The sequence below is a fragment of the Paraburkholderia sp. JPY419 genome (genome assembly GCF_050435705.1).
Lineage (GTDB): Bacteria > Pseudomonadota > Gammaproteobacteria > Burkholderiales > Burkholderiaceae > Paraburkholderia > Paraburkholderia youngii.
The window spans coordinates 2,283,825-2,307,587 of record NZ_JBNDKV010000004.1 but is presented as its reverse complement, the minus strand read 5'-3'; the positions used below and the strand labels follow the sequence as shown (position 1 = coordinate 2,307,587).

Annotated in this window: 26 protein-coding genes; 17 read left to right on the top strand and 9 right to left on the bottom strand. The window is 61.1% G+C overall.

Annotated elements, in window-relative coordinates; genetic code table 11:
- Positions 1 to 100 precede the first annotated feature (100 nt).
- A complete protein-coding gene (locus QFZ91_RS39025; protein ID WP_176106876.1) occupies positions 101 to 259 on the bottom strand; it encodes a hypothetical protein in 159 nt (52 codons plus the stop codon).
- A 322-nt stretch (positions 260 to 581) separates the two neighbouring features.
- Between QFZ91_RS39025 and QFZ91_RS39020 the strand changes: the two genes are divergently transcribed.
- Both QFZ91_RS39020 and QFZ91_RS39015 read left to right on the top strand, forming a co-directional pair.
- Positions 582 to 1,307 (top strand): cytochrome c oxidase assembly protein, encoded by a 726-nt coding sequence (locus tag QFZ91_RS39020; protein ID WP_429570551.1) that lies wholly within the window; start codon positions 582 to 584, stop codon positions 1,305 to 1,307.
- Positions 1,304 to 1,816 carry a CopD family protein gene (locus QFZ91_RS39015; protein ID WP_429570550.1) on the top strand — a complete coding sequence of 171 codons (513 nt, stop codon included), beginning with the start codon at positions 1,304 to 1,306 and terminating at the stop codon, positions 1,814 to 1,816. The genes QFZ91_RS39020 and QFZ91_RS39015 overlap by 4 nt, the downstream gene beginning before the upstream one ends.
- Here QFZ91_RS39015 and QFZ91_RS39010 read toward each other — a convergent pair.
- Positions 1,780 to 2,292, bottom strand: coding sequence for a DUF2231 domain-containing protein (locus QFZ91_RS39010; RefSeq protein ID WP_176366318.1), 513 nt, complete (start codon positions 2,290 to 2,292; stop codon positions 1,780 to 1,782). The genes QFZ91_RS39015 and QFZ91_RS39010 overlap by 37 nt on opposite strands.
- 51 nt (positions 2,293 to 2,343) lie before the next feature.
- Between QFZ91_RS39010 and coxB the strand changes: the two genes are divergently transcribed.
- The 5 genes from coxB (at position 2,344) to QFZ91_RS38985 (ending at position 7,578) form a co-directional block, all read left to right on the top strand.
- Positions 2,344 to 3,030, top strand: coding sequence for a cytochrome c oxidase subunit II (gene coxB / locus QFZ91_RS39005; protein ID WP_429570549.1), 687 nt, complete (start codon positions 2,344 to 2,346; stop codon positions 3,028 to 3,030).
- A complete protein-coding gene (gene ctaD, locus QFZ91_RS39000) occupies positions 3,027 to 5,564 on the top strand; it encodes a cytochrome c oxidase subunit I (protein WP_429570548.1) in 2,538 nt (845 codons plus the stop codon). Before coxB ends, ctaD begins: the two co-directional genes overlap by 4 nt.
- Complete coding sequence (locus QFZ91_RS38995; protein WP_176106881.1) at positions 5,561 to 5,896, top strand: hypothetical protein; 336 nt, start codon at positions 5,561 to 5,563, stop codon at positions 5,894 to 5,896. Before ctaD ends, QFZ91_RS38995 begins: the two co-directional genes overlap by 4 nt.
- A 192-nt stretch (positions 5,897 to 6,088) precedes the next feature.
- Positions 6,089 to 6,859 carry a tetratricopeptide repeat protein gene (locus QFZ91_RS38990; RefSeq protein WP_368589800.1) on the top strand — a complete coding sequence of 257 codons (771 nt, stop codon included), beginning with the start codon at positions 6,089 to 6,091 and terminating at the stop codon, positions 6,857 to 6,859.
- 20 nt (positions 6,860 to 6,879) lie between these two features.
- Entirely contained in the window at positions 6,880 to 7,578 is a 699-nt protein-coding gene (locus QFZ91_RS38985) for a hypothetical protein (protein WP_429570547.1), read from the top strand.
- Between the two features lie 383 nt (positions 7,579 to 7,961).
- On the opposite strand, the gene QFZ91_RS38980 is transcribed toward QFZ91_RS38985, so the two are convergent.
- Positions 7,962 to 8,198 carry a hypothetical protein gene (locus tag QFZ91_RS38980; RefSeq protein WP_429570546.1) on the bottom strand — a complete coding sequence of 79 codons (237 nt, stop codon included), beginning with the start codon at positions 8,196 to 8,198 and terminating at the stop codon, positions 7,962 to 7,964.
- Positions 8,199 to 8,223: 25 nt separating this feature from the next.
- On the opposite strand from QFZ91_RS38980, the gene QFZ91_RS38975 reads away from it, so the two are divergent.
- Both QFZ91_RS38975 and QFZ91_RS38970 read left to right on the top strand, forming a co-directional pair.
- Positions 8,224 to 10,002 carry an arabinofuranosidase catalytic domain-containing protein gene (locus QFZ91_RS38975; protein ID WP_429570545.1) on the top strand — a complete coding sequence of 593 codons (1,779 nt, stop codon included), beginning with the start codon at positions 8,224 to 8,226 and terminating at the stop codon, positions 10,000 to 10,002.
- 267 nt (positions 10,003 to 10,269) lie between these two features.
- On the top strand, positions 10,270 to 10,659 hold the full coding sequence (locus QFZ91_RS38970; protein WP_429570544.1) for a YunG family protein: 390 nt from the start codon (positions 10,270 to 10,272) through the stop codon (positions 10,657 to 10,659).
- A gap of 62 nt (positions 10,660 to 10,721) precedes the next feature.
- On the opposite strand, the gene QFZ91_RS38965 is transcribed toward QFZ91_RS38970, so the two are convergent.
- On the bottom strand, positions 10,722 to 12,077 hold the full coding sequence (locus QFZ91_RS38965; protein ID WP_429570543.1) for an MFS transporter: 1,356 nt from the start codon (positions 12,075 to 12,077) through the stop codon (positions 10,722 to 10,724).
- Positions 12,078 to 12,383: 306 nt separating this feature from the next.
- On the opposite strand from QFZ91_RS38965, the gene QFZ91_RS38960 reads away from it, so the two are divergent.
- Complete coding sequence (locus QFZ91_RS38960; RefSeq protein ID WP_429570542.1) at positions 12,384 to 13,448, top strand: extracellular catalytic domain type 2 short-chain-length polyhydroxyalkanoate depolymerase; 1,065 nt, start codon at positions 12,384 to 12,386, stop codon at positions 13,446 to 13,448.
- Positions 13,449 to 13,475: 27 nt separating this feature from the next.
- Here QFZ91_RS38960 and eutA read toward each other — a convergent pair whose 3' ends face one another.
- From eutA to ehuA, 5 genes are all read right to left on the bottom strand, one after another.
- The gene (eutA, locus tag QFZ91_RS38955) at positions 13,476 to 14,249 is read right to left on the bottom strand and encodes an ectoine utilization protein EutA (RefSeq protein ID WP_429570541.1); all 774 of its coding nucleotides are present in this window, start codon (positions 14,247 to 14,249) and stop codon (positions 13,476 to 13,478) included.
- A 3-nt stretch (positions 14,250 to 14,252) separates the two neighbouring features.
- On the bottom strand, positions 14,253 to 14,912 hold the full coding sequence (ehuD, locus tag QFZ91_RS38950) for an ectoine/hydroxyectoine ABC transporter permease subunit EhuD (RefSeq protein WP_429570540.1): 660 nt from the start codon (positions 14,910 to 14,912) through the stop codon (positions 14,253 to 14,255).
- Between the two features lie 4 nt (positions 14,913 to 14,916).
- Positions 14,917 to 15,576, bottom strand: coding sequence for an ectoine/hydroxyectoine ABC transporter permease subunit EhuC (ehuC, locus tag QFZ91_RS38945; protein ID WP_429570539.1), 660 nt, complete (start codon positions 15,574 to 15,576; stop codon positions 14,917 to 14,919).
- 74 nt (positions 15,577 to 15,650) lie between these two features.
- Positions 15,651 to 16,493 (bottom strand): ectoine/hydroxyectoine ABC transporter substrate-binding protein EhuB, encoded by an 843-nt coding sequence (gene ehuB, locus QFZ91_RS38940; protein ID WP_429570538.1) that lies wholly within the window; start codon positions 16,491 to 16,493, stop codon positions 15,651 to 15,653.
- Between the two features lie 82 nt (positions 16,494 to 16,575).
- A complete protein-coding gene (gene ehuA, locus QFZ91_RS38935) occupies positions 16,576 to 17,478 on the bottom strand; it encodes an ectoine/hydroxyectoine ABC transporter ATP-binding protein EhuA (protein WP_429570537.1) in 903 nt (300 codons plus the stop codon).
- A gap of 331 nt (positions 17,479 to 17,809) precedes the next feature.
- On the opposite strand from ehuA, the gene doeA reads away from it, so the two are divergent.
- From doeA to QFZ91_RS38900, 7 genes are all read left to right on the top strand, one after another.
- Complete coding sequence (gene doeA / locus QFZ91_RS38930) at positions 17,810 to 19,030, top strand: ectoine hydrolase DoeA (RefSeq protein ID WP_429570536.1); 1,221 nt, start codon at positions 17,810 to 17,812, stop codon at positions 19,028 to 19,030.
- Between the two features lie 65 nt (positions 19,031 to 19,095).
- Positions 19,096 to 20,187 carry an alcohol dehydrogenase family protein gene (locus QFZ91_RS38925; RefSeq protein ID WP_429570535.1) on the top strand — a complete coding sequence of 364 codons (1,092 nt, stop codon included), beginning with the start codon at positions 19,096 to 19,098 and terminating at the stop codon, positions 20,185 to 20,187.
- A 223-nt stretch (positions 20,188 to 20,410) separates the two neighbouring features.
- Positions 20,411 to 20,860 carry a hypothetical protein gene (locus tag QFZ91_RS38920; protein WP_429570534.1) on the top strand — a complete coding sequence of 150 codons (450 nt, stop codon included), beginning with the start codon at positions 20,411 to 20,413 and terminating at the stop codon, positions 20,858 to 20,860.
- A complete protein-coding gene (locus QFZ91_RS38915) occupies positions 20,853 to 21,416 on the top strand; it encodes a paar repeat-containing protein (protein ID WP_429570533.1) in 564 nt (187 codons plus the stop codon). Before QFZ91_RS38920 ends, QFZ91_RS38915 begins: the two co-directional genes overlap by 8 nt.
- 1,171 nt (positions 21,417 to 22,587) lie before the next feature.
- Positions 22,588 to 22,992, top strand: a complete 405-nt coding sequence (locus QFZ91_RS38910) for a hypothetical protein (RefSeq protein ID WP_429570532.1) — start codon at positions 22,588 to 22,590, stop codon at positions 22,990 to 22,992.
- 190 nt (positions 22,993 to 23,182) lie between these two features.
- Entirely contained in the window at positions 23,183 to 23,434 is a 252-nt protein-coding gene (locus QFZ91_RS38905) for a hypothetical protein (protein WP_429570531.1), read from the top strand.
- A complete protein-coding gene (locus QFZ91_RS38900) occupies positions 23,427 to 23,762 on the top strand; it encodes a hypothetical protein (RefSeq protein ID WP_429570530.1) in 336 nt (111 codons plus the stop codon). Before QFZ91_RS38905 ends, QFZ91_RS38900 begins: the two co-directional genes overlap by 8 nt.
- Position 23,763: the final 1 nt, after the last annotated feature.

Here is a 23,763-nt window from a genome sequence, read left to right as displayed (position 1 = left end):
GCGTGGCTGCATGCCATGCCGAAAAACCGTCAATAGAAGTGGCAAAGACCAGCAACATATCTGAATAGAGAAGCATTAAAAGATGCGGTAAAAGCGAATATTACATTCGCGTTTTATCAGACCGTCGCTGCTCCGCCATTGCCCGATTTCGCGCCCGCTCCCTTTGCTGCCTGACGCGCAGGATGCTGACAACAATCAGCACGATCGCAAGCAATGACAATTCGATGATTGCGGGAATTCGAATGGGATCATGAAACATGGCGGGCCTCCGTCACATGATTTCATCATAGTATGCTGGGCAGGCCGCGTTTGAAGTATTGCGCCGCACCATTGGAATCTTATCGCCGCCAATATCAGCGCTTATCCCGCTGGCAAAAAAGAGTGCGAGCGACAAATTGAAAACATTCTGTCACGCAAAACTTACACGAGTCAGATAGCCGTCCCTAAACAGATTATTTGCGCTAGAGTACACAAGCGATCAGTTGGATCGTGAGCCGTCCCGACATTTCAAAGGTGTTATTTGTCACGCTTTTGCTTGCGTGTACTAAAGAAGCACCTGGACTCGTTGAAGACATCGCGCCATGCCATATTTTCCTGTCGCCTACTGTGGTCCCGCGGCTGTCCCCGAGAGCTTGTGGTTGCGCTGGAATACCGATCCGCCATTGCTGGTCGCGCTCGCGGCGCTCGCATGGGTCGTGGCGAGCGGCCGCTCGGCGAATGCACGGGCGGGATGGGGCGCCGTCGCGCTGATGGCCCTCGTGTTCGTGTCGCCGCTTTGCGCGTTGTCGTCGGCATTGTTCTCCGCGCGCGTCACTCATCACGTCATGTTGATCGCTGCAGTAGCTCCACTGCTCGCCCTTGCGTTTCCGTTGCCGCGCCTCGCGTATCCGCCGCTTGTACCCGTGGTCGCAGCGCATGCCGTGATCATCTGGCTGTGGCATGCACCGGGGCCCTATGCGTGGGGACTGTCGAGCGTACCCGGCTACTGGCTGATGCAGATCACTTTGCTTGGCAGTGCATGGCTCATGTGGCGCAGCATCTTCTCGCCGTCGCTGCCGACCGGCCCCGCGCTGATGGCGCTGGTCGCGACGATCGGCCATATGGGTTTGCTCGGCGCGTTGATCGTGTTCGCGCCGGTACCGCTCTACGTCGCGCACTTCGCGACCACCGCCGCGTGGGGACTCACGCCGCTCGCCGACCAGCAACTCGCCGGACTGTTGATGTGGGTACTGGCGATGATCCCTTATCTCGCGGCAGGACTTTCGCTCGTCTGGTCAAGCCTGCGCGTCAGAGAGCCCGCGCTGTGACGACCCTTCTGAAGTTCGTTCATCTGGCCGCGATCGCGATCTGGTCGGGTGGTTTGCTCGTGCTGCCGTATCTGTTCTGGCAGCGTCGCGGGCTCGCGGCCGGCAGCGAGCTCGACCGGCTGCACCGCATCTCGCGTCTCGTGTTCGTGGAACTGACCTCGCCCGCCGCTTTCGTCGCGATTGCGAGCGGCACCGTGCTGATTTTTCTGCAGGCCACCTTCGTCGAATGGTTCACCGCGAAGATGGTGTTCGTCGGCATCATGGCGATGCTGCACGTGCTGGCCGGCCTCGTACTGCACGATCTGTATCTGCCCGACGGCCGCTTCAGCCGTGCCTCGGCGATCGCGCTGACCATCGCTTATCTGATCGTGATCGTCGCGATCATCTGGATCGTGCTGGCCAAGCCCCACATCGACTCGAACCTGCTGGCCCCGCATCTGTTCGAGCCCGGCGGACTTGGCCGATGGCTGCATCACTCCTTTGGCGAAACGAGAATCCCCACGCCATGATCGAACACGAGCTTGCCCCCATGCCAGCCGGCGAAGCCCGTCATCACCGAGCTGAGCACCGACAGCACGAGCCCATGCGGCAGGATCTCATCGGGGTAGTAAAGACGCACACCCCAGTTCGCTCCTGCGAGCGCGACGAGCGTCATCGCGGCGACCGCATGCGACCAGCTCGCTTCCTTCAGGCGGATGCCGCGCACCAGCAGCAACTCGGCGGTACCGACCACGCTCGCGGCCACGCCGCTCCAGAACGCGAAGCCGGCGGCCCACAAGCCGGCGCGAACCCAGAACGGGTCGCCCGTCCACCAGTAGATCACGTCGACGCCCAACGTCGCGACGACGAACGCTATCGGGAAATGCACCATCATCACGTGAATCGGATGACCGACGAGCGCCACCGCCGAGCCCTTGTCGAGCCGCAACAGCTCGAGCATCACTTCGCTTCGCGTCTCGTTTCCAGCATTACGTTTGTTTGCCATCGTGGTGTGCCCTCGCATCGAATGCCTGGTGCTGCAAACCATCATAGCTGCTTGCGTCTGACGGTCCAAGCCGGATCGCTCGCCGCGTTGTCCGGCTGCAGCGGGCCGCTGTCGACGCTCGAGCCGTCGGGCCCGGCCGCCGCATCGATCGCCGGGCTATGGTGGGTGATGCTGGCCGGCGCCGCGATCCTGTTCGCGATGGTGCTCGTACTGTTTCTGCTGACGGTGTTTCGGCCCGGCTGGGGCTCGCATGTGTCACCCGCGCGCTGGATTGCGCTCGGCGGTCTCGTGCTGCCCGCGGTGATCCTGATCCCGTTGATCTGCTATGCGCTATACGCGGGCGAGTTGCTGTTGCCGTTGCGCGCGCACGCGCCCGCGCGCATCGAGGCGATCGCGCAGCAATGGCGATGGACCTTCCGCTATCCGGAACTGGGCAACGTCGAAACCGACAGCGTGCTGCATCTGCCCGCGCGCACGCCGGTCGACATCGTCGTGACCAGCATGGACGTCGTGCACGCGTTCTGGATTCCGCGCTTCGCGGGCAAGATCGACGCCGTGCCGGGCCACTACAACCTGCTGCGCATCGAGGCCGACGAGCCCGGCCGGTACGCCGGACAATGCAACGAGTTTTGCGGCATCGGTCACGCGGGGATGCACTTCACCGTGATCGTCGATCGTCCGGAAGATTTTCCGACTGCTGTCAAAAACGCCGCCGCCAACGGGGAGGTGAAGAAATGAGTGTGCCCGTCGAGCCGCCATCACAGGGCATCACCGCGCTGCGGCTGCATCGCGAGCTTGCCGCAATCTGGGACACCGGGCCGGGCGTGCAGAAGCTCGCCGCGGTCAACCATACGGTTCTCGGCATGCGCATGATGATCACGTCGTTCGTGTTCTTCGCGATCGCCGGGATTCTCGGCATGCTTACGCGCGTGCAACTCGCGACACCGCATGCGGCCTTCATGGATGTCGAGACCTATAACCAGGTCTTCACGATGCATGGATCGATGATGCTGTTCCTGTTCGCGATCCCGATGGTCGAAAGCTTCGCGGTCTATCTGACGCCGAAGATTCTCGGCACGCGCGACTTCGCGTTTCCGCGCCTGACGGCTTACGGCTACTGGTGCTATCTGTTCGGCGGCACGATCCTGACCGTGGCGCTGATTCTGCGCAGCGCGCCCGACGGCGGCTGGTTCATGTACACGCCGCTCAGCTCCAACGTGTACACGCCCGGACTGAACGCCGACGTCTGGCTGCTCGGCATCACGTTCGTCGAGATTTCGGCGCTGTCGCTCGCGATGGAAATCGTCGTGTCGATCCTGAAGATGCGCGCGCCGGGCATGTCGCTCGATCGCATGCCGATCTTCGCGTGGTACATCCTCGTCACCGCGATGATGATGATCGTCGCGTTTCCGCCGCTGATTCTCGGCTCGATCCTGCTCGAGGTGGAGCGCGCGTTCAACCTGCCGTTCTTCGATCCGACGCGCGGCGGCGATCCGCTGCTATGGCAGCACCTGTTCTGGCTATTCGGCCACCCGGACGTCTACATCATCTTCCTGCCGATGGCCGGCGTGCTGTCGACGATGATTCCCGTGTTCGCGCGACGCCGCCTGATCGGGTATCGCGCGATCGTCGTCGCGATCATCGCGCTCGCGTTCCTGAGCTTCGGCATCTGGGTGCACCATATGTTCACGGTGGGCATTCCGCATCTGGCGCTCGCGTTCTTCTCGGCGGGCTCGGCGATCGTCGCGGTGCCCACCGCGATCCAGTTCTTCGCGTGGCTCGCCACGCTGTCGCACGGCCGCCCGCGCTGGGATGTGCCGATGCTGTACATCTTCGGCTTCTTCTTCGTGTTCACATGCGGCGGGCTCACAGGCGTGATGCTCGCGATCGTGCCGTTCGACTGGCAAGCGCACGACACCTACTTCGTCGTCGCGCACATGCACTACGTGGTGGCCGGCGCGCTGGCGTTTCCGATGCTCGCCGCGTTCTATTACTGGCTGCCGCTGCTGACCGGGCGCACCGCCGTGCATAAGCTTTCCGTGCCGGCATTCTGGCTCGTGTTCATCGGCTTCAACATGACGTTCTTCATGATGCACCTGACCGGCCTGCTCGGCATGCCGCGACGCGTCTTCACGTATACCGGCGACGAAGGCTGGAACGGGCTCAATCTGCTGTCGTCGGTGGGCAGCTTCGTGATGACGATCGGCTTCGCGCTCGTCGTAATCGACATCATCGTGCAATTGCGTTTCGGCCAACGCGTGCGGCGCAACCCGTGGCAATCGACCACCCTCGAATGGGCAATGCCGATTCCGCCCGCGCCGTACGCATTCGCGTCGATCCCGCACATCGACGCCGAAACCGAAAAGGTGTCCCCGGGCCAGCTGGCGACCTCGCTCGCACGCGGCGACGGCTACCTCGGCTTCACGCGCAACGGCTGGCAGGAGGCGCTAGGCGTGCATATGACTTCGGGCGAGGCCGAACAGCTGATCGTGCTGCCGAACTCGACGTATCTGCCGCTCGTCACTGCACTCGTGACGGCCGCGGCGGTGCTCGCGATGCTGTTCAAGTTCTATCTGCTGTCGGTCGCATTCGCGTTCGTGACGTTTGGTCTTTTCATCTACGCGGGCCAGAGCGCGGGTCACGCGCGCGATTACGGCGCGCTGCCGGTCGGCCGCGGCGTCAGCGTGCCGCCGCATACCGAGGTGGCCGGTGCACCGTCATGGCTTTCGATGATCTGCGCGCTGGTCGCGGACGGCACGCTGTTCACGTCGCTGGTCTTCGGCACGTTCTATCTGTGGATCGCCGCGCCGAACTGGCCGGCTGCGGTCGCGCCGCATCCGAACCGTCTGCTCGCGCTCGTCGCGGTCGTCGCGCTCGCGGTGGCCGCAGCCGCCACGCGTGGCTCGTTGCGCGCGGCCGCCGCCGAGCGCAAACCGCACGGCACGATCGGGCTCTGCGCGATCGCGCTGATCGTCGCGCTGGTCGCCTGCGTGATGCTGATCGACGGCGTGACACCGAATCCGCGCGAGCATGCGCTCGGCGCGACGGCGGCGGCGCTGCTCACGTATATCGCGGTTCACGCGGGCGTCGGGCTGCTGTTCCTGATCAGCAACGTGCTGCGTGTCGGCGCGGGCTTCGTTTCCGCGCGACGCCTGACCGATCTGCGCCTTACGCGCTTGTGGATCGATTACACGCTGGCGACGGGCGTCATCGCGCTCGGACTCGTGCTCGCGTTGCCGAGCCTCGTCGCCATGCTGGGAGCCAGACCATGAGCGCGCGTCCGCTTTCGCCGCGTCGGTTGTGGTGGCTCGCCGTCGGCTTCACGATCTGGTGTCTTGCGTTCGTGATCCTGTATGCGCTGCATGCAATTGGCTGCGCGTTCGCGTGGCCGGCCGGCCCGCTGCGCGCGAGTCTCGCGATCATTCTGCTGCTGCATTTGGTCGCAATCGGCTGGCTATGGCGCTATCGCGCCGCGACCCGCGACCCTGGGCCCGAACGTATCAGCTCGTTCGTGCATACCGTCGTCGTCTGGACCCTGATCGCGGCGCTGGTCGCGACCGTGATCACGTTCGGGCCCGCGCTGCTGCTCACCACCTGCGTCTGAACGTGCACTGAGCGCGAGGGCGGCCGCCGCACCCCGGCATGGACAAACACCGACGCAGCCCCCTCGTGCTACTGTTTGGCGGCAAGACCTGGGACTCGTTGACGCTCGGCGAACTGAAGGTGCCGCGCATCCGCTACCATTCCGAGCGCTACGGTTTCGTCGCTTTTCCTCATGCTCGAAGGTTGAATCGATATGCCCTACTTCTTTGGAATTGGTCTTCACGTTTTCATTGCGATCTTCTTCGCCATCCACGCGATGCGCAATAACCAGGGCATCTACTGGCTATTCATTCTGTTTGCCTTTCCACTCCTCGGCAGCGTCGTGTACTTCTTCGCGATCTATCTGCCGGGTCTGCGCCATACGCGCGGCGCGCGAGTGGCCACGCAGGCGATCACGCAATTCGTCGATCCGAATCGCGCGCTGCGTGAAGCGCGCGCCGCTTTCGAGCGCGCGCCGACTGTACAGCATCGGATGCGGCTCGGCGAGGCCTTGCTCGCGGCCGGCAATCCGCGCGAAGCACTCGAACATTTCCAGGCCGCGGCGAATGGTCCCTTTGCGAACGATCCCGCGCTACTGCTAGGTCTTGCGCGCTCGCAGTTCGGCCTCGGCAACTACACGGCCGCCGATACGACGTTGGCAAATCTGTTCTCGGTCAATCCGCACGCGCGCAATCAGGGCGAACCGGCGCTGCTGTATGCGCGCACGCTGGCCGCGCTGAACGCGCCCGGCGCACGCGCCGCGTTCGAACACTCGCTGACCTGCGCAACCGACGTCGCGGCGCGCTGCCTGTTCGCCGACTGGCTCGCCGCGCAACCGGAAGACGCGGACCGCCGCCGCGCCGGTGCCCTCTACGCGGAAATCGTGCAGGACGCCAAACATTGGCCGCGTCACGCGCGCGAACACAATCGCGAGTGGCTGCAGCGGGCGCAGGCCGCGTTGGCGTCCGGTGCGGCTCGAACCTGAGCATGCCGAGGAGAACATCGATGCGACGCGCAACCCGGTCTTTCGCTTTGGCGCTGTATGCCGCGATGGCGGCGATGGCTTTTGGGAGCGGCGGCGCCTCGACTTCCGCGCAGGCCGCTGGCACGGAGAAGCCGTTCAAATGGCCCGCCTCGTTCGTCGTGCTCGGCAATGGCTATCCGCACCCGGGCGATGTCTGCCGGCGGCTCGGTGAGTCGGCCGCGACCGCGAACTATCTGGACCATATGGCGATTCTGGTCGGTTGCCCAGGTCCGCGCGACAGCGCCGCCGTGCGCGCGATCGTCGAGCACCAGCGGCGCGCGCGCGTGGTCGGCGAAGCGGATGGCGTGACGCTGATTTCCATTTCGACGGAAGGCGCTCAGACCAGTTCGCAGAATGGTCACGCGCCCGTGAAGGAATCGCCGATCAGCGCGAGCGGCACACTGCCATGCGAGCGCGGCAACGGACAGATCAGAACGATGTGCAAGTTCGGCGTCGTGCATCAAAGCGATCGATCGACAACGGTCGTGGTGTATTGGCCGGACGGCACGACGCGAGCCATTTTCTTCGCCGTCAACGGCCGTGTGATGGGCACGGCTGCGTCCGCGAACGATCAGCCGACGCCCGGCGACACGCTTACGCGCAAACATGCCGGCATCAATCTGATTTCGGTCGGCAACGAACGCTATGAAATCGAGGACACGATTCTGTCCGGTGATTGAATTGCGTTGAAGTACATCGGCGCAAGCCATGCGCGGTTGAAGCTCTGATTCGCCGCGCGTCACTTTCATTTCTATTCCCCTCGCTTCACGGCGTCGCGCTGATTCGCCACGGCGCTCGCAATCACGTCATCGCGGCAGCATGCCGCGGGTGTCGCACCGGCCAAAATATTAGTAATAATTCCGTAAAGCCCCGCATGTATGCGGAATGCGTACTCCGCATCCAGCTTTGACTCTTTCATTCACCTAAGGCCCGCATGCGGGATTACCCCATGCCGGCAAATCGATACTGTTGACTAATATTATTACCTGCCGGCGTTAGCCGCCAGCACCAGCGGCCGTCTTGCGGAGCAACCAACAATAGGTATTTCCAATCGATCAGCGGTTCAACAGGAGGTCATGATGTCCAGAAGAATAAGATTAGTGGCGGTCTGGCTGGCGATGGTCGTCGGACTCGCCGCGTGTAATGGCGACAATAGCGGCGTATCGACATCGCCGGTGGCGAACGCGGCCACCTCGAACGCCGCGGTATCCAGCAACGCATCGCAATCGAATTCGAACGCATCGGCGAACAACAACTCGACGACTCCGCCGCTGCCCTGCGACGCCGCTGCAACCGCCAACACGCCCTGCTCCGCCGCGCACAGCGTGACCCGGCTGCTGACGAAGAACTACACGGGCCCACTGTTCCAGATTCAACGCGCGTCCGACAACACGACGCTCGACGTCTATCCGTACACCAACAGCACGCTGAAGGGCGGCGACCGCTCGCTGGTCGGCTCGGCTAATGTGCAGAGCGCGCAATCCTTCTGCGACAACACGACCTGTTCGGTTACCTACATCTACGACCAGATCGATCCGGTCGCGCCGCTGAAGAACGGCGCGTTCGGTAATGTCCCCGCGACGCTGACGCTGAACCAGGACGGCACCGAATCGCTAAGCGTCAAGAACGGCAGCAAAACGACCACGGTACCGGTGCTCAACGGCTTCGCGACGATCACGCTGCCCGGCACCTCCGGCACCCTGACCGTGCAACTGCTTCAGCCGCCGACCGCGTTGACCGCACAGACACCGACGCAGCAACTGACGATCGGCAACGACTTGCCAGCGCTGCCCGGCACACCGGCCAAGCTCGGGTTCGTCACGACGAACGGTGTCCAGATTGCGGCTCTCGGCACGCTCGCCGGGCAGGCCTATCGCAAACGCTTCGGCACGGTGAACCAGTCGATCGGCGATAGCGAAATCGCCGAGTACATGGTCGCTGGCGCGCACTACAGCCAATCGTCGACCTGCTGCGGCACCTACGGCAACATGGAAAGCAGCGCGAATCCGAGCACCTATGCGCACGGCGAAATCGAAGGCGAAATGTTCGCGCTCGCGTTCTCGAACGGCAACGCGGCCGTATTCGGCTATTGCGACGGCGACTCGATTCAGCCGTCGAACGTGAAGGACCCCGTGTGCGATGCACTCGATACGAACTGGCCGGGTGTGGATGCCGAAGCCGGCGTCTATCTGTACGGCCCGCAGCAGCCGGCGGAAGAGAAGTTCGTCACGGTGCTGTCGAAGTACTCGCCGGTCAACGCGTTGAATCTATTCGCGGTCAAAGGCGGTTCCGCTTCGCAAAGCGTGTTGACAGCGCTGTACGATCAGGCGCCGCCTGAAGCGCTGATCTTCGGCAACGATGCCGGTCACGCATTCAACGGCCAATGGCAAGGCGGTCTGTCGCTCGGCGAAGGCGGCGACGGCAGCGCCGCGCCGATCCAGTTCTTCGAAGGCGCGATCATCACCAAGGCGACGTCCGATACGACCGACAACGCGATCCAGTCGAGCATCGCAAGCTTCTACGGACCGCCGGCCGACGCTGCCACGTCGGCCTGCTACGCGAACAATCTGATCAATTCGCCGCTCAGTCTCGCGACGCCGGATGCGTGGTTCCAGTCGAACGGCGGCACTGCCGTGCCCGCTACCGACCTCTCCGGGGTCAATCTTGGCGCCGCGACGGTCACGAGCACGAATGGTTCGTCCGTGTCGAACATCCACGAAGTGATCCGGGTACAGGGCGGCCAGTCGTACACTTTCACCGACTATGTGCTCGCCACCACCAACGCAACGGTATTCCCCGGCGGCTCGATCCAGACCGACGACCCGAGCGGCACCGAGTTCGGCTGGGTGCTGAACACGAACACCGGTGCGATCGTGCGCGGCACGTGGGGCGCGGGACAAGCAACGGCGCTGAGCGCGGTGAAAGCCGGCAACTGGTGGAAAGTGACGATGACGCTGACCGCACCGGCGGGATCGAACAACGCGCAGGTGTTCATCGATCCGCCGACGTCGAACAGTGCAGGCGTGCGTTCGCAGCAGGCCGCGTATTTGAGCGCGACACATTACTGCCCGAGCCTCGCGATTCTGAGCGGCACGAAGTCGTAATCACGCTCAGCGCGACGCAGTTATCGACGATTCGTTGACGCGTCGCGCGATCGAAGGCACACTCGCTCACTATGCAAGCCCTCAGGACCCACTCGCTCGCAAAGCATCATCATGCGCATACCCGCGTGGGACTCCCTGTGGGGACTCGCATACGCATACGCCGCTAGACATCATTCGCAGCGGCATGCGCGAGAAAGCCCCGCCGGCAACGACGGGGCTTTTTGTTTTCCACGACCTTATCCGCTCATCGAACGAAGGATTGCCGCCATGACGCAGGAAGCACAGACGCCAGCCGTATCGAAGACCTTTGCGACGCCCATCGATCTTTACCGCGCCCTTGCACGTGTGTGGGCCGCCGATACGTCGAGCCCGACTCACGCGTGGTTGTCGACGAATCCGGCGCAGAATCATTGCAGCGTGACGTCTCTGATCGTGCAGGACTGCTTCGGTGGCGAGATTCTGACGACGCGTACGTCCGGCGGCACGCACTTCTACAACCTGATCGGCGGCAAGAGATGGGATCTGACCGTCAGCCAGTTTGCCGAGCCGATTCCATTCGACGATACGCGTTCGAGTCGTGAGGCGGCGTTCGCGGATACGTCGCGGGAGAAATATGAACTGCTGAAGTCGAGGCTCGCGGAAAGCCAGCTGAAATAAACACTCAATCGAACACGCGCGGCCGAACCGCATCGATATGCGCTCGGCCACGCCACGTCACCTCAACCAAGCACTTCCTGCTTCCCCGGAATGCCTTGCCCGCGCAACGAACACCCGCGCGTTTCAGGCACGAAGACCAGCGCAATCGCACCAACGACGCACGCCGCCATCATGTAGTAAGCGGGCACCAGCGCATTGCCCGTATGCGCGACCAGCCATTCGTTCGCCATCGGCGCCGTGCCGCCGAAAATCGACGTCGACAAGTTATACGCGATCGCCATCCCCGCGTAACGGACCTGGGTCGGGAACATCGCGGGGAACATCGCCGAGATGCTGGCCAATTGCGGCACGTACAACAGCCCGAGCACCGCAAAGCCGATGAACGCACCGGTCACGCTGAGCTTCATCAGCAGGAACATCGGAATCGCCGCGACGAACAGGCCGACCAGCGAAAACCACCACACGTTCTTGCGTCCGACGCGATCCGAGAACGTGCCCGCAAACGGCAGGAACACCATCATCGCGAGCATGCCGATCAGCGGCACGAGCAGGGACATGTTGTCGCTCATGCCAAGCTGCTTCTGCATGAAGGTCGGCATATAGGCGAGCAGCACGTAGTTGACGACATTCAAAGCAACCACGAGTCCGCCGAGCTGGATCAGCGGTCGCCAATAGTCGCTCAGCAAAGCCTTCAGCGTGACGCAGCTATGCTGCTCCTTGTGCATCGTTTCTTCGAGCTCGCGAAAGACCGGCGTGTCTTCGAGCTTGGAGCGCAGATAGAAGCCGATCAGGCCGAGCGGCGCCGCAATCAGAAACGGCAAACGCCATCCCCATGCATGCATCGCCGTGTTGCCGAGCGCGACCGAGCAGCCGAGCATCAGAAACGCGCCGAGCGAGAAGCCCGACAGCGTCGCGAACTCGAGGAAGCTGCCGCAAAAGCCGCGCTTTTTGTCGGGCGCGTATTCGGCCATGAAAGTCGCCGCGCCGCCATATTCGCCCCCCGTCGAAAAGCCCTGGATCATTCGCAGCACGACAAGGATCGTCGGCGCCCACCAGCCAATGCTTGCGTAAGTCGGCACGAGTCCGACCAGCAGCGTTGCGACCGACATCAGAATGATCGTCAAAGCGAGCACGTGCTTGCGGCCGAGGCGATCGCCGAGCGGCCCCCAGAACAGGCCGCCTAACGGACGCACGAGAAACGAAATGGCGAACGTCGCGAGTGCGAATAACGTAGCCTGTGAAGTGCTGCCGGGGAACAACGCGGCCGAAATGTAACTGAGGCCATAGGCGTAAATACCGTAGTCGAACCACTCGGTTGCATTGCCGAGCGCCGATGCGGCGATCGCGCGTCGCAGCAAGCTGCGCGCTTGCGCTTGCGGTTGCGCGCTCTGCGCGGTCCATGAATGTGCGTAATGCATGTCTCCTCCTGGGATGTCTCTATGCGACACAGGCAACGTCGCCCGAATCCAAGATACCGGCGGCACGCTTCTGCAACGATGTTCTAGGACGATGCAGGCATCGGGGTTTTCCATGAAGCCCGCACTGGATGCGGTAATCCGTACGCGTGCGTCGGCGATACGTCGTGCGCGATCGGGAAAAACAACACGATTCGGGTGCAATGCACGCTTTAAAATTTCAAGCCGTCGTTCGTTCTATCGATAAGCATTCGAGTGCGAGGCCAACCGGTGAAAGCAGCGCTCTGCATATGTGTCACCGCTTTGTCGATGCCATCGGCAGGGTGTCACGCCGACGCGGCCAGCTATCCGCCATTGCCGGCGCTCAACATCGATATCTCGCAGACCTCCGTCTCCGGCCTCTCGGCGGGAGGGTTCATGGCGGTGCAACTGGCGGTCGCGTACTCGTCGATCATCAAGGGCGTGGGCGTCGTTGCGGCCGGTCCGTACTATTGCTCGCGAAACAGCCTTCTGATCGCCACCACCCGGTGCTCATGCACCATCCGACCGGCGAGCGCCTGCCGGGTCTCGCCTGACAGCGCCAATGTGCCACGGCTCGTCTCGATGGCCAGGACGTTTTCGGCCAGTCGCCTGAACGACGATGTCGCCTGGATCATGGGCCAACGAATCGTCACGATATCGGGAGCGAAAGATGCGACCGTGCCTGCGCCCATCGTCGCCCAGTTGCAGGCGTTCTATGCGGCACTCGGCGTGCCGGCACAGAACATGACTCAAATCGGCATTGCCGATGCGGGCCACACGATGCCCACCATCGACTATGGCGTGGCCTGCGCAAAAAGCGAATCGCCTTTCATCGGCAAGTGCGATGTCGATGGCGCGAAGCAGATACTGGGCTGGATCTACGGACCTGCTCCGCTCGCGCCGCCTGCCGCGGCAACGCCACCGGGACGCTTCGTCCGCTTCGATCAGAGCCGTTATCTACCGGCCAGCCAGCCAGCGAGCTTTTTGCGCAGGACGGGCATGGACGCCACCGGATGGCTGTATGTACCGAGCGCATGCAATGCCGGGGCACCGTGCCGGCTGCACGTTGCGCTGCACGGCTGCCGGCAGGGGCAGGCGTATGTCCCGCTCGGCTCACCGACTGGGCTCTCCTACGGCACAACGTTCGTCCGACACGCGGGCTATACGCAATGGGCGGACAACAACCGGATCGTCGTGCTATATCCGCAGGCGGTATCGATTCCAACAACCAACCCGAACGGATGCTGGGACTGGTGGGGATATACCGGCCGACATTTCGCCGATCAGCAGGGCGTTCAGATGCGCGCGATCCGCAACATGATCGAACGGCTAACGTCGGGCGCAAGCCACTGAGTGGCTGAAAGCCCAACGTCATTCGTATCAGCGCATCAGCAACGGCAGCGTCATCAAACGCCCCTGCTCCGGCCTCGCGTCGTTCTCGCCGCACAGCCGCAAACACATCCATGCGGTCGCGAGATTGCTGCTGACCACCGGCTTGGCCGTAGCCTCTTCGATTCGCGCGATGATCCGCGCGGCTCGCACAGCGGTGCACGAGATAAACAGCGCGTCGGAGTCCCGCGCCGTCGCTTCGCGCGCAAAGGCGACGATATCGTCGTGCGAAATCCGTGCCATCTCCCGGTCGTCGGTCAAACCGACGCAAGAGAAGCGATCGATCGCGAAGCCTTGTGCGGCAAAGTACTCCGCCATTGGCCCACTCGTTTCGGCGGTGTACGGCGTCAGCACGCTGATACGCCGCGCGCCGAGCGTGTCGAGCGCAGTGACCGCGGCAGTCGTTGGAGTGACCACTCTGGCCGATGGCTTCGCTGCATGAATTGCGCGCTCGATCTGCGCATCACCGATCATCACGGATGCCGACGTGCACGAATACATCACGACGTCGAGCGTTTCGTCGGGCAGGATCAGCGCCGCGGCCGCGGACAGTGACGGTTGCATCGCGCGCAGATTGTCGGGCGTGACCGGGTTCGCATACGGCACGCGATTCACGTAGATGCCGATCCGCTCGCTCGCAACGAGTGCCGCGAAATCCGGCTCGGTGGTGTGATCGGTCGCGAGAATCACGAGGCCGATACGTTTTTCGAAAGCGCGTTCGATCAAATTCGGCGCGCGCTCGAACTGCCGAATAGTTATTTGCATCGTTCAATGCCCCGGAGCCGGAAAGCGCTTTTCAAGGACGCGCACACAGGCCACCGCGATCAGGCTGATGACCAGGAACAGCACACCGACCAGCGTCATCGGCTCCAGATAGCGGTAATCCGTATTCGCGATGATCTTCGCCTGATTCATCAATTCGAGGACCGTGATCGCCGACAACAGCGGCGTTTCCTTGAACATCGAGATCAGGTAATTGGCGAGCGCCGGCACCATCGGCGGCACCGCTTCGGGCAAGATTACGTGCTGCCAGGTTTGCGCGGGGCTCAGATTGCAGGCCTTCGCGGCCTCCCATTGCCCGCGCGGAATGCTTTCGATGCCGGCACGATAGACCTCGGCCGCATATGTCGCGTAATGCGCGCCGATTGCGAGCACACCGGCCGCGAGCGCCGGCATCCGGATGCCGATGTCGGGCAGCACGTAGAACACGAAATACAGCTGCACCAGCAGCGGCGTGCCGCGAATAAAGCTCGCAATCGCCGATGTGCCGCGCGACACCACGCGATTCGGTGCGAGCCGCAACATGGCTATCACCATGCCGACCACGGCGGCCACTACCGCGCCCAGCAAGGTAGCCAGCACGGTGATCTCCAATCCTTGCAGCAGCAGCGGCAGAATCTCTCGCACGAAGCTCCAGTCCCATTCCATACGTCTATCTCCTGATGCGGTCGAGACCGAAACTCATCCGGCTTTCCAGCTTGCGCATACCGAACGAGATCAGACAGGCCATGCCGAAGTACAGCGCGAGAATCGTCGCGAACGGGATCAACGTATTGCCGGTTTGCGAGCGCACCACTTGCGCCTGGAAGGTCATGTCGCCGAGCGAAATCAGCGACACGACGGCCGTGCCCTTCAGTAGCTCGATCGCGTTGTTGCCGAAGGTGGGCAGCATCAGCGGCAAGGCCTGTGGAAGGATCACGTGCCGCATGCGCTGATAGCGGGAAAGATTCAACGCAATGCAGGCGCTGCGCTGCTCGTGGCCGATCGCGGCGACCGCGCCGCGCACCACTTCGGCGCCGTATGCGCCGACGTTAAGCCCAAGCGCGAGCACGCCGGCCTGCAGCGGCGTCAGCGTGAGGCCGACCATCGGCAACACGAAGTACGCCCAGAACAGCTGCACGAATATCGACGTGCCGCGAAAGAACTCGATATACGACGTGGCCAACGCGCGCACCACGAAGAAGCGCGACAGACGCCCGAGCCCCGCGACGAACGCCATTACGAGCGCGAGTACCGCGCCCATCAGCGTCAGTTCGACGGTTGTCCGCGCCCCCTGCAAAATCAGCTCCAAATAACCGGACCAGTGGTTCATCGACGCACCTCGCGCGCAATGTATCGGGGGCCATGCGCGCGACCGTGCCGCGCGCATGGCGTGCTATCGCGGCCTCAGTTCTTCGCCGTGCACAGTTGTTCGCGGCTCGCCGATATCGCCGCCTTCGCCGAGAAGCCATAGGGCTCGACGATCTTCGCGAACTCGCCGGAATCCTTCATCTTCTTCAGCTCGACATCGAACGCATCGCGCAGCGCGGTGTCCTGCTTGCGGAACGCGACGCCGTCGCATTGCACCGGCGTGTTCTGCACCGGCGCGATCGAATCGAGGTTCGGGTCTTTCGCCTTTGAAAGTAGATCGGTGATCGAAAGAAGCGGCAACGCGAATGCGTCGATGCGGCCGTCCTGCAGCATCTTCAGACCGCTTTGCCCGTCCGGCACGATGATCACGCGATCGGTCGGAATATTCGCGGCGGTCGCGAGCTTCTGCTCGGTCGTGCCGCCTTCCACACCGATCACCGCTTTCGGATCTTTCGCGATTTCCTCGTACGTCTTGATGCTCTTCGTATTGCCTTTCTTGACCGCGAACGCTTCGACCGCACACAGCACCGGCTGCGAATAGGCGACAGCCGCGCAACGCTGCGGCGTCATGAACAGCCCCGCCGCAATCGCGTCATGCCGCCCGGCCGCGAGGCCCGGAATCATCGCGCCATACTCGGAGACCGACGCGACGACGTCGTTGACGCCCAGCTTCTTGAACCCCGCGCGCGCGACATCGGGCGCCGCGCCCGTCACTTTGCCGTCGGCGCCGACTGCGGTGAACGGCGGTTCGTTCGCGATCGCGATGCGCGCGAAACCTTGCTGGCGCAGCTGCGTGAGCTTGTCGTCGGCGGCATATGCGAGGCTCGCGAGCGTCAGCAGAGACAACCCTCCCGCAATCAGAATCCTCTTCAGCTTCATGATCTCTGGCTCCTTTGGCGTAGTGGTATGACGTAGTAGTGGGTGATGTGCAGCATGGAAAAACAATCTGTTGCGGCTCGGCTCAGATTCGATGCCCCGCGGCGAGGATCTTGCGCAGGAAGGTCTGGGTCCGCTCATGCACGGGATGAGTGAAGATGTCCTCGGGCTTGCCTTCCTCGACGATCCTGCCGCGATCGAAGAACAGCACGCGGTCGGCGAAATCGTGCGCGAAGCCCATTTCGTGCGTGACGAGTAGCATCGTCATATCGGTTTCGCGCGCGAGCCGCTGCATCACGTTCAGGACTTCCTCGACGAGTTCGGGGTCGAGCGCGGACGTCACTTCGTCGAACAGCATGATTCGCGGCGCGAGCGCGAGCGCCCGCGCAATCGCCACACGCTGCTTCTGGCCGCCCGACAGTTGCGCGGGACGGCTTTTCGCCTTATCGGCCATGCCGACCATGTCGAGCAGCTCTAGCGCGCGTTTCTCCGCCGACTTGCGGCTCTCGCCCTTCGTCAGCATTGGGGCGAGCGTCACGTTGTCGAGCACGCTCTTGTGCGGAAACAGATTGAAGTGCTGAAACACCATGCCGATCTTCTCGCGCATCTTCTGCAGATGCCTTTCGTTCGGGGGCACCATCTGGCCGCCGCGCGGCATATGAAACAGTTGTTCGCCGTCCACCTCGATATGGCCGCCATCGATCGTCTCGAGCGTCATCAGGATGCGCAGGATCGTCGTCTTGCCCGATCCCGACGGACCGATCAGCGCCAGTTTCTCGCCGGGCATCACGTCGAGCGATAGTTCGTCGAGCACGGTCAGCGCGCCATATCGTTTCGTGATCCGGTCGAGTCGGATCAATGGCCTATTCGCGGGGCTTTGTTCGCGGCGCGCCTGAGTGCCTGCGGGCGTGGCCGTGCATTCGGAGGAAAGACTTGCCGGGGCGATGCCTGAAGCGCTCAATAGATCGGTAACTCGCGCAGTGTTCATATCGATTCGATCCCGTTCGTCGTACGTGATTTGAGTCAATGGAATGCGGCTGCGGCGCCGGAAATGCCAGTGATGCGGACCAGAATACGCAGCCATATTTGCAAACCGGATTGCTCTAGAACAATTCTTTTTGCCGCGCCGGCGAAGGCGGGCGAAGGGTGCACTGCAACAAGACCACAGCATGCCCCGATGACGTCACCAACATTGAACTAGCACATTCGGAGGCGTTTTTTCGCGGCATTAGACTGCGGCGAGAAATACCCGTGGCGCCGCATTCACGTGCAACGCGCGCCACGTCCCGCAACGACGTCACGCTCAGAGAGAGGGGAAGATGTCAGATACGACGCAACAGAAATCGCGAATTGAGGTGCCCGTCGTGCGCCTGCCGTTCGAACGCGACGAATATGCCGCGCGTCTTGCCAAGACGCGCAAGGCCATGCAGGCGGCCGGCATCGAGCTATTGATCGTGTCGGACCCGACCAATATGGCCTGGCTCACCGGCTATGACGGCTGGTCGTTTTACGTGCATCAGTGCGTGCTGCTCGCGCTCGATGGCGAGCCGGTCTGGTTCGGCCGCGGTCAGGACGCGAATGGTGCAAAGCGCACCGTCTTCATGCAGCACGATCAGATCGTCGGCTATCCGGACCACTACGTGCAATCCACCGCGAGGCATCCGATGGACTATCTCGCGCGCGAGGTGATCGCGGCGCGCGGCTGGGCCAACGCGAAGATCGGCGTCGAAATGGACAACTACTATTTCAGCGCCGCCGCCTACCGCTCGCTCGTCGCGCATCTGCCGGACGCCAAATGGCAGGACGCGACCGGCCTCGTGAACTGGCAACGCGCGGTCAAATCGCCGCGCGAGATCGAGTACATGCGGGTGGCCGCGCGCATCGTCGAGAAGATGCACGCGCATATCGTCGAGCGAATCGAGCCCGGCATGCGCAAGAATGACCTCGTCGCGGAGATCTACTCGGCAGGCATTACCGGCATCGACGGTCATGGCGGCGACTATCCGGCGATCGTGCCGCTGCTGCCGACCGGCGCCGACGCGGCCGCGCCGCATCTGACCTGGGACGACACGCCGTTCGCGAAGGACGCCGGCACGTTCTTCGAAATCGCCGGCTGCTTCAAGCGCTATCACTGCCCGCAGTCGCGAACCATGTATCTGGGCAAGCCGCCGAAGCATTTCATCGAGGGCGAGCGCGCGGTGGTAGAAGGAATCGAGGCCGGGCTCGCCGCGGCGAAACCGGGCAATACCTGCGAGGACATCGCCAATGCGTTTTTCGCGGTGCTGCATAAATACGGCATCGAGAAGAACAGCCGTTGCGGCTATCCGATCGGCGCGAGCTATCCGCCGGACTGGGGCGAGCGCACGATGAGCCTGCGTCCTGGGGACAAGACCGTCCTCGAACCCGGCATGACGTTCCACTTCATGCCGGGCCTGTGGCTCGACGACTGGGGCCTCGAAATCACCGAGAGCATCCTGATCACCAGGACCGGTGTCGAGACCTTCTGCCGCACGCCACGCAAGCTGTTCGTGAAACCGTAAGCGCACGGGCGTCGTGCCCGCATCGACTCGCGGAGCACGATGCCCGTCTCAACACGAGGGGAAGCATGCTTCCGAAAACGATGAAGGCCATCGTGCTGACCGGGCACGGCGGCCTCGACAAACTGGTCTATCGCGGCGACGTGCCGGTGCCGTTCTGTGCGGCCGGCGCAGTACTGATCGATGTGACCGCATGCGGTCTCAACAATACCGACGTGTGGGTCCGCGAGGGCGCCTACGGCACCGACGACGACCCGCAAGCGGTTTCGACGTGGCGACGCGGCCGCTCGACGCTGACGTTTCCGCGCATTCAGGGCGCGGATATCGTCGGCCGCGTGGTCGCGGTGGGTCGCGGCGTCAGCGATGCGCGGATCGGCGAGCGCGTGATCGTCGACGCGTCGATCTACAACCGCGACGACGACAGCCTCGCCGATATCGACTACATCGGCCACGGCCGCGACGGGGGGTACGCTGAATACACGGCCGTGCCCGCGGACAACGCGCATCGCGTCGACTCCAGCTATTCCGACGCCGAGCTCGCGACGTTCTGGTGCGCTTATCACACCGGCGAGCAGATGATCGAGCGCGCAGCCGTCAAGCGCGGCGAAGCGGTGCTGATTACCGGTGCGTCCGGCGGCGTCGGCTCGGCCATTATTCAGCTGTGCCGTGCGCGCGGCGCAATTCCGTATGCGGTGGTCAGCAAGGGCAAGGAAGAAGCGGTGCTCGCGCTCGGCGCGCAAGGCGTGATGCTGCGCGACAGCGGCGATTTCATCGCGGACGTCGAACGGATGACCGGCGGCCGGCCCGTCGACGTGGTTGCGGATCTGGTTGGCGGGGCGCTGTTCGGCAAGCTGTTGAACGTGCTGCGGCCAGAAGGGCGATATACGACCGCGGGCGCGATCGCGGGGCCGGTCGTACAACTTGACTTGCGCACGATGTATCTGAAGCAGTTGCAGTTGAATGGATCGTCGCAGGGCACGCGCGGCGCGTTCAAACGCGTGCTCGACTATATTCAGAGCGGTACGATTCGGCCGGTTCTCGCAGCGACTTATCCGCTGTCGAAGTTTCATGAAGCGCAGACGCGGTTTATGGAAAAGCGCTTCGTGGGGAATATCGTTGTGATTCCGGATCGGCATTACGGCGACGAAGCTTCGCATTAACTCTCATTGCGATTAAAACACTGGCCGATGTATTGCGGCCCTTCGCAGCTCTAGCCGCGCATTGTCCATTTGCGAGCCCGCCCCTCATGGCGGGCTTTTTTTGCGCGTAGCAGTTGTCGTCAATTTTTTTTCAAGACGGTCTTATCTCGATTTAAAGCAGTTGACGTGGTCCGTTTCGATGGTTAAGTATCCCGACATCGCCTGGGAATTCATGAGGAATCCAATGGAGAAACAGATTCGGGAAGGCACTGGAACGCAGACCCAAGACGAGGACGTCTGTGACCTTTGTCGCATTACCTATTCGATCTACGCCAACTTCCCGCCGGTGCCGTCGGCGCAGGCTTTGAATGCAGAAACCGGAGAGTTCTTTCCTTTTGATCGGCTGCGTTCGCTATCAACCGGTTACGACATGGCCAAAGCGCTAGGTTACGCATGGGCGTGTGATTGTCGCGGACGCACCCCGGTCACCAGGCGTATCAACTACAACGAGCAATTCCAACTTCTCGACACTCACACGGGTAAGCCTTTAGTCAACGTTGAATATGCCGTCGAACGGGCAAGCGGCGATATAGAACATGGAGTGACCGACGCGAGCGGCTATACGCACCGTCTTTCCATGACCAGTTCGGCTGAAGAAATCAATATCTATTGCAACGGGGCGAAACATGCCTAAGACCGTAATCTCCCCGTCGGGTAAGCATCTCGACCATGCCGCGCGAAGAACGACGACGAGTACCGCCGACAGCGCCGCGAAACAGGTTCGCGTTGCGTCACGACAGAAGACGCGCCTCGAAGAGAACGAGGAATATTTCAAAGATGCCAACGTCAAGGCGTTCCTCTATATGATTGGGAAATCTGAAGGCGGCGACTATCACGCGAAGTACGGGTGGTATCCGGGAAATACGACGTGGACCTTTACCGACGAATCAACTCACCCGGGGCCGGGTGAAGATGGACACACTACCGCTGCCGGTCTGTACCAGATTAACAGGGCCGCGTGGACCGAACATGGCAAGAAGGCGATGGGTCTCGACGATTTTTCTCCGCACACTCAGGACCTTATCGCGGTTGAAGACGTTCGCGTCCACAATGTAATTGACTCGGTGATAGCCGGGAACATTAAGCATGCCATTGAGAAGCTAAAGCCTCATGAATGGGTGTCCTTTCAGGTTCATGACTTTGCGACTCTGAAGGCTTGGTTTATTGCGGGCGGTGGGACACCAAAATGAAAAATACTGCTATCGCGCTACTACTCGCAGGCCTTACGGCTGGCCATGCAGTTGCCTCACAAATCTTGTTCGAGAATCGAACTGAAGACTCAACGAGCGGATGGGATCACGTCACTCATGCGTTCGCAAGCGCATTGATGAAACATGAAGAGCGAGCGCAGGATTTAACTGGCTATGCACAAGCGGGCGAGATACCGAAGGACCCAAGCGCAAGGCTCGTATGGAAGACCGTCCCAATTAGCCTTAGGGGGCGGGAAATCCGATTCGTGCGGCCCACCTTGGACCCGTATTTCGCACCTTTCTATGGCGCCCATCAATTCCAGCACTGGCTTGTTTCTAACGGGCGCATCCTGCATGAAGGAAACGCTGATGTTTTTCAGATCTTGCAAGTGGAGCATGGTGGAATGCGAGACATCGCAGAGACGGCTTGTACGGCGATAACGTGTTACACAACCCAGTTTCGCTTCAATCAGAGAAGCGGTCGCTACGAAGCAGCATCTTGCCGAGCAAGCACAATTTCCAGCGGTTCTGATGCGGGTCCATGTACCTATAGCCGTCAGTGACAAGGCGGCGCAAAGCCGCCGCCATCCGAGGAGGAGCGTGCCAATGCATCGTCACAACGCTGTCGGCTCTCGCCGCGTCAAATTTTCTGGGCTATGAAATGAAACGACTGCTTCCGCTCTTGTCGTGTCTCCCGCTTACTGCTTTCGCACTAGATGGTACGGGCTCAGTCGATTTCGATTCATCTATCCTGCCGCTATTAAATCAGAACGCAGACTTAAGAGAACTCGTTCTCTGCAACTTCGATATCGTCAGCGATTCAATGGGAACGCGAATTGGAGACGTTCAATCGAAGGCTTTAGGGGGTTCCAGAATCGGGCCTTACTCGATGTGGGCAAACTGGCGCGGGAATTCAGGTTCAAAACCAGTAGTTCTGACGATAAACACGCGTATACATTTCATCGACTCGCGCGGCAGGAAGGTCAATGGAAATTTGCCTAAGGCAGTCCGCATTGAAGAGCATATCGATAGTGTGACGATACGACCTGCGGAACAAGGGCAACCGGAGTCCGTTCCGGGAGGACTAAAGCACGGCATAGATTTAAAGGCATGCTCGTCCAGATCTTCTGGATCTTGAATCTTGAATAAAAGGATCTGTGCTCAAAGATATATGGCTACGCTGGTCGGAGCGCTATTGATTCCGACCGCTCATGCGGATGGATCGGTCAGTTTTCACGGCGACATTGCTCCAATGCTCAAGGCGCGCGCTCAATTTGAACAGTTCATAACTGAAAACTTTTCAGTTACAGATACGGGATGGGGAGACAGAATAGATAGCGCGACAATGCCGCATATGAGCGGCGCTCGGATCGGACCGTATAAATTTCAAGCCGTTTGGCATAGCTCCCACGGTGACGTCCCAGTTACGTTGATAATCGACACGAAGATCCGATTTCTCGACAGACACCAGCACGAAATCGTGGGCGGTGATCTGCGCGAAACACGATCGGTCAGCGAAACCTTGGATTCTATCGAAATTGAACCGCCTCACACCAATTCCGCCCGAAGTAAATGAAAGGTTCTTCGTAGCAGTCGCCGTCAATGTTTTTCAAGACTGTCTTATCTCGATTTAAAGCGGTTGACTTGGTCAGTTTCGATGGTTAAGTATCCCGACATCGCCTGAAAGTTCTTGAGGAATCCAATGGAGAAACGGAATCACAACCGCCGCAGGTCGATACCAAATAAACATCGATACGTGGCGCGAAATGAGCGAAAAAAATGGGCTGAAGGATTTCAGCCCACATACCCAAGACATTCTCGCCATCGAGATTCTTCGTTCGATTGGAGCAATTGGCTCGGTCAAATCGGGGGATATCAACACTGCGTTGTCAGCCGCGTCGCGCAGATGGGCGGCTTTACCGCAGGGTAAAGGGTTGCCGGGCCGTTATAAGCAGCCCTACGTTACCTATGACGTTTTTTCCTGGTCATACAAAAATTACGGTGGCACAATTGACTAGACTTCCGATTGCAGCAGGGCTATTAGTTGTGTTTTCCATGATCGTTCATGCCGATGAAGTAAAAGTCGCCATGAATTTTTTGAACGCCAGGAAACTTCTAATCCAAAAGGGTTGGCATCCTGTTCAATCAAAAATGCACGGCGAACATATCGGTGTAGAAAATATTTTAATACGCAATGGCATCAAAGAAGTGGAAAGCTGTGCGATAGATCGGCCAATATGTATTTTCAACTATGCGAAGAAAGGTAAGTGTCTGCGGCTTGTTACTACCGGGGAACGCGTTCCTACGATGCAGATTACCGATATTTCTTCCTCTTGCTCATCGTAGG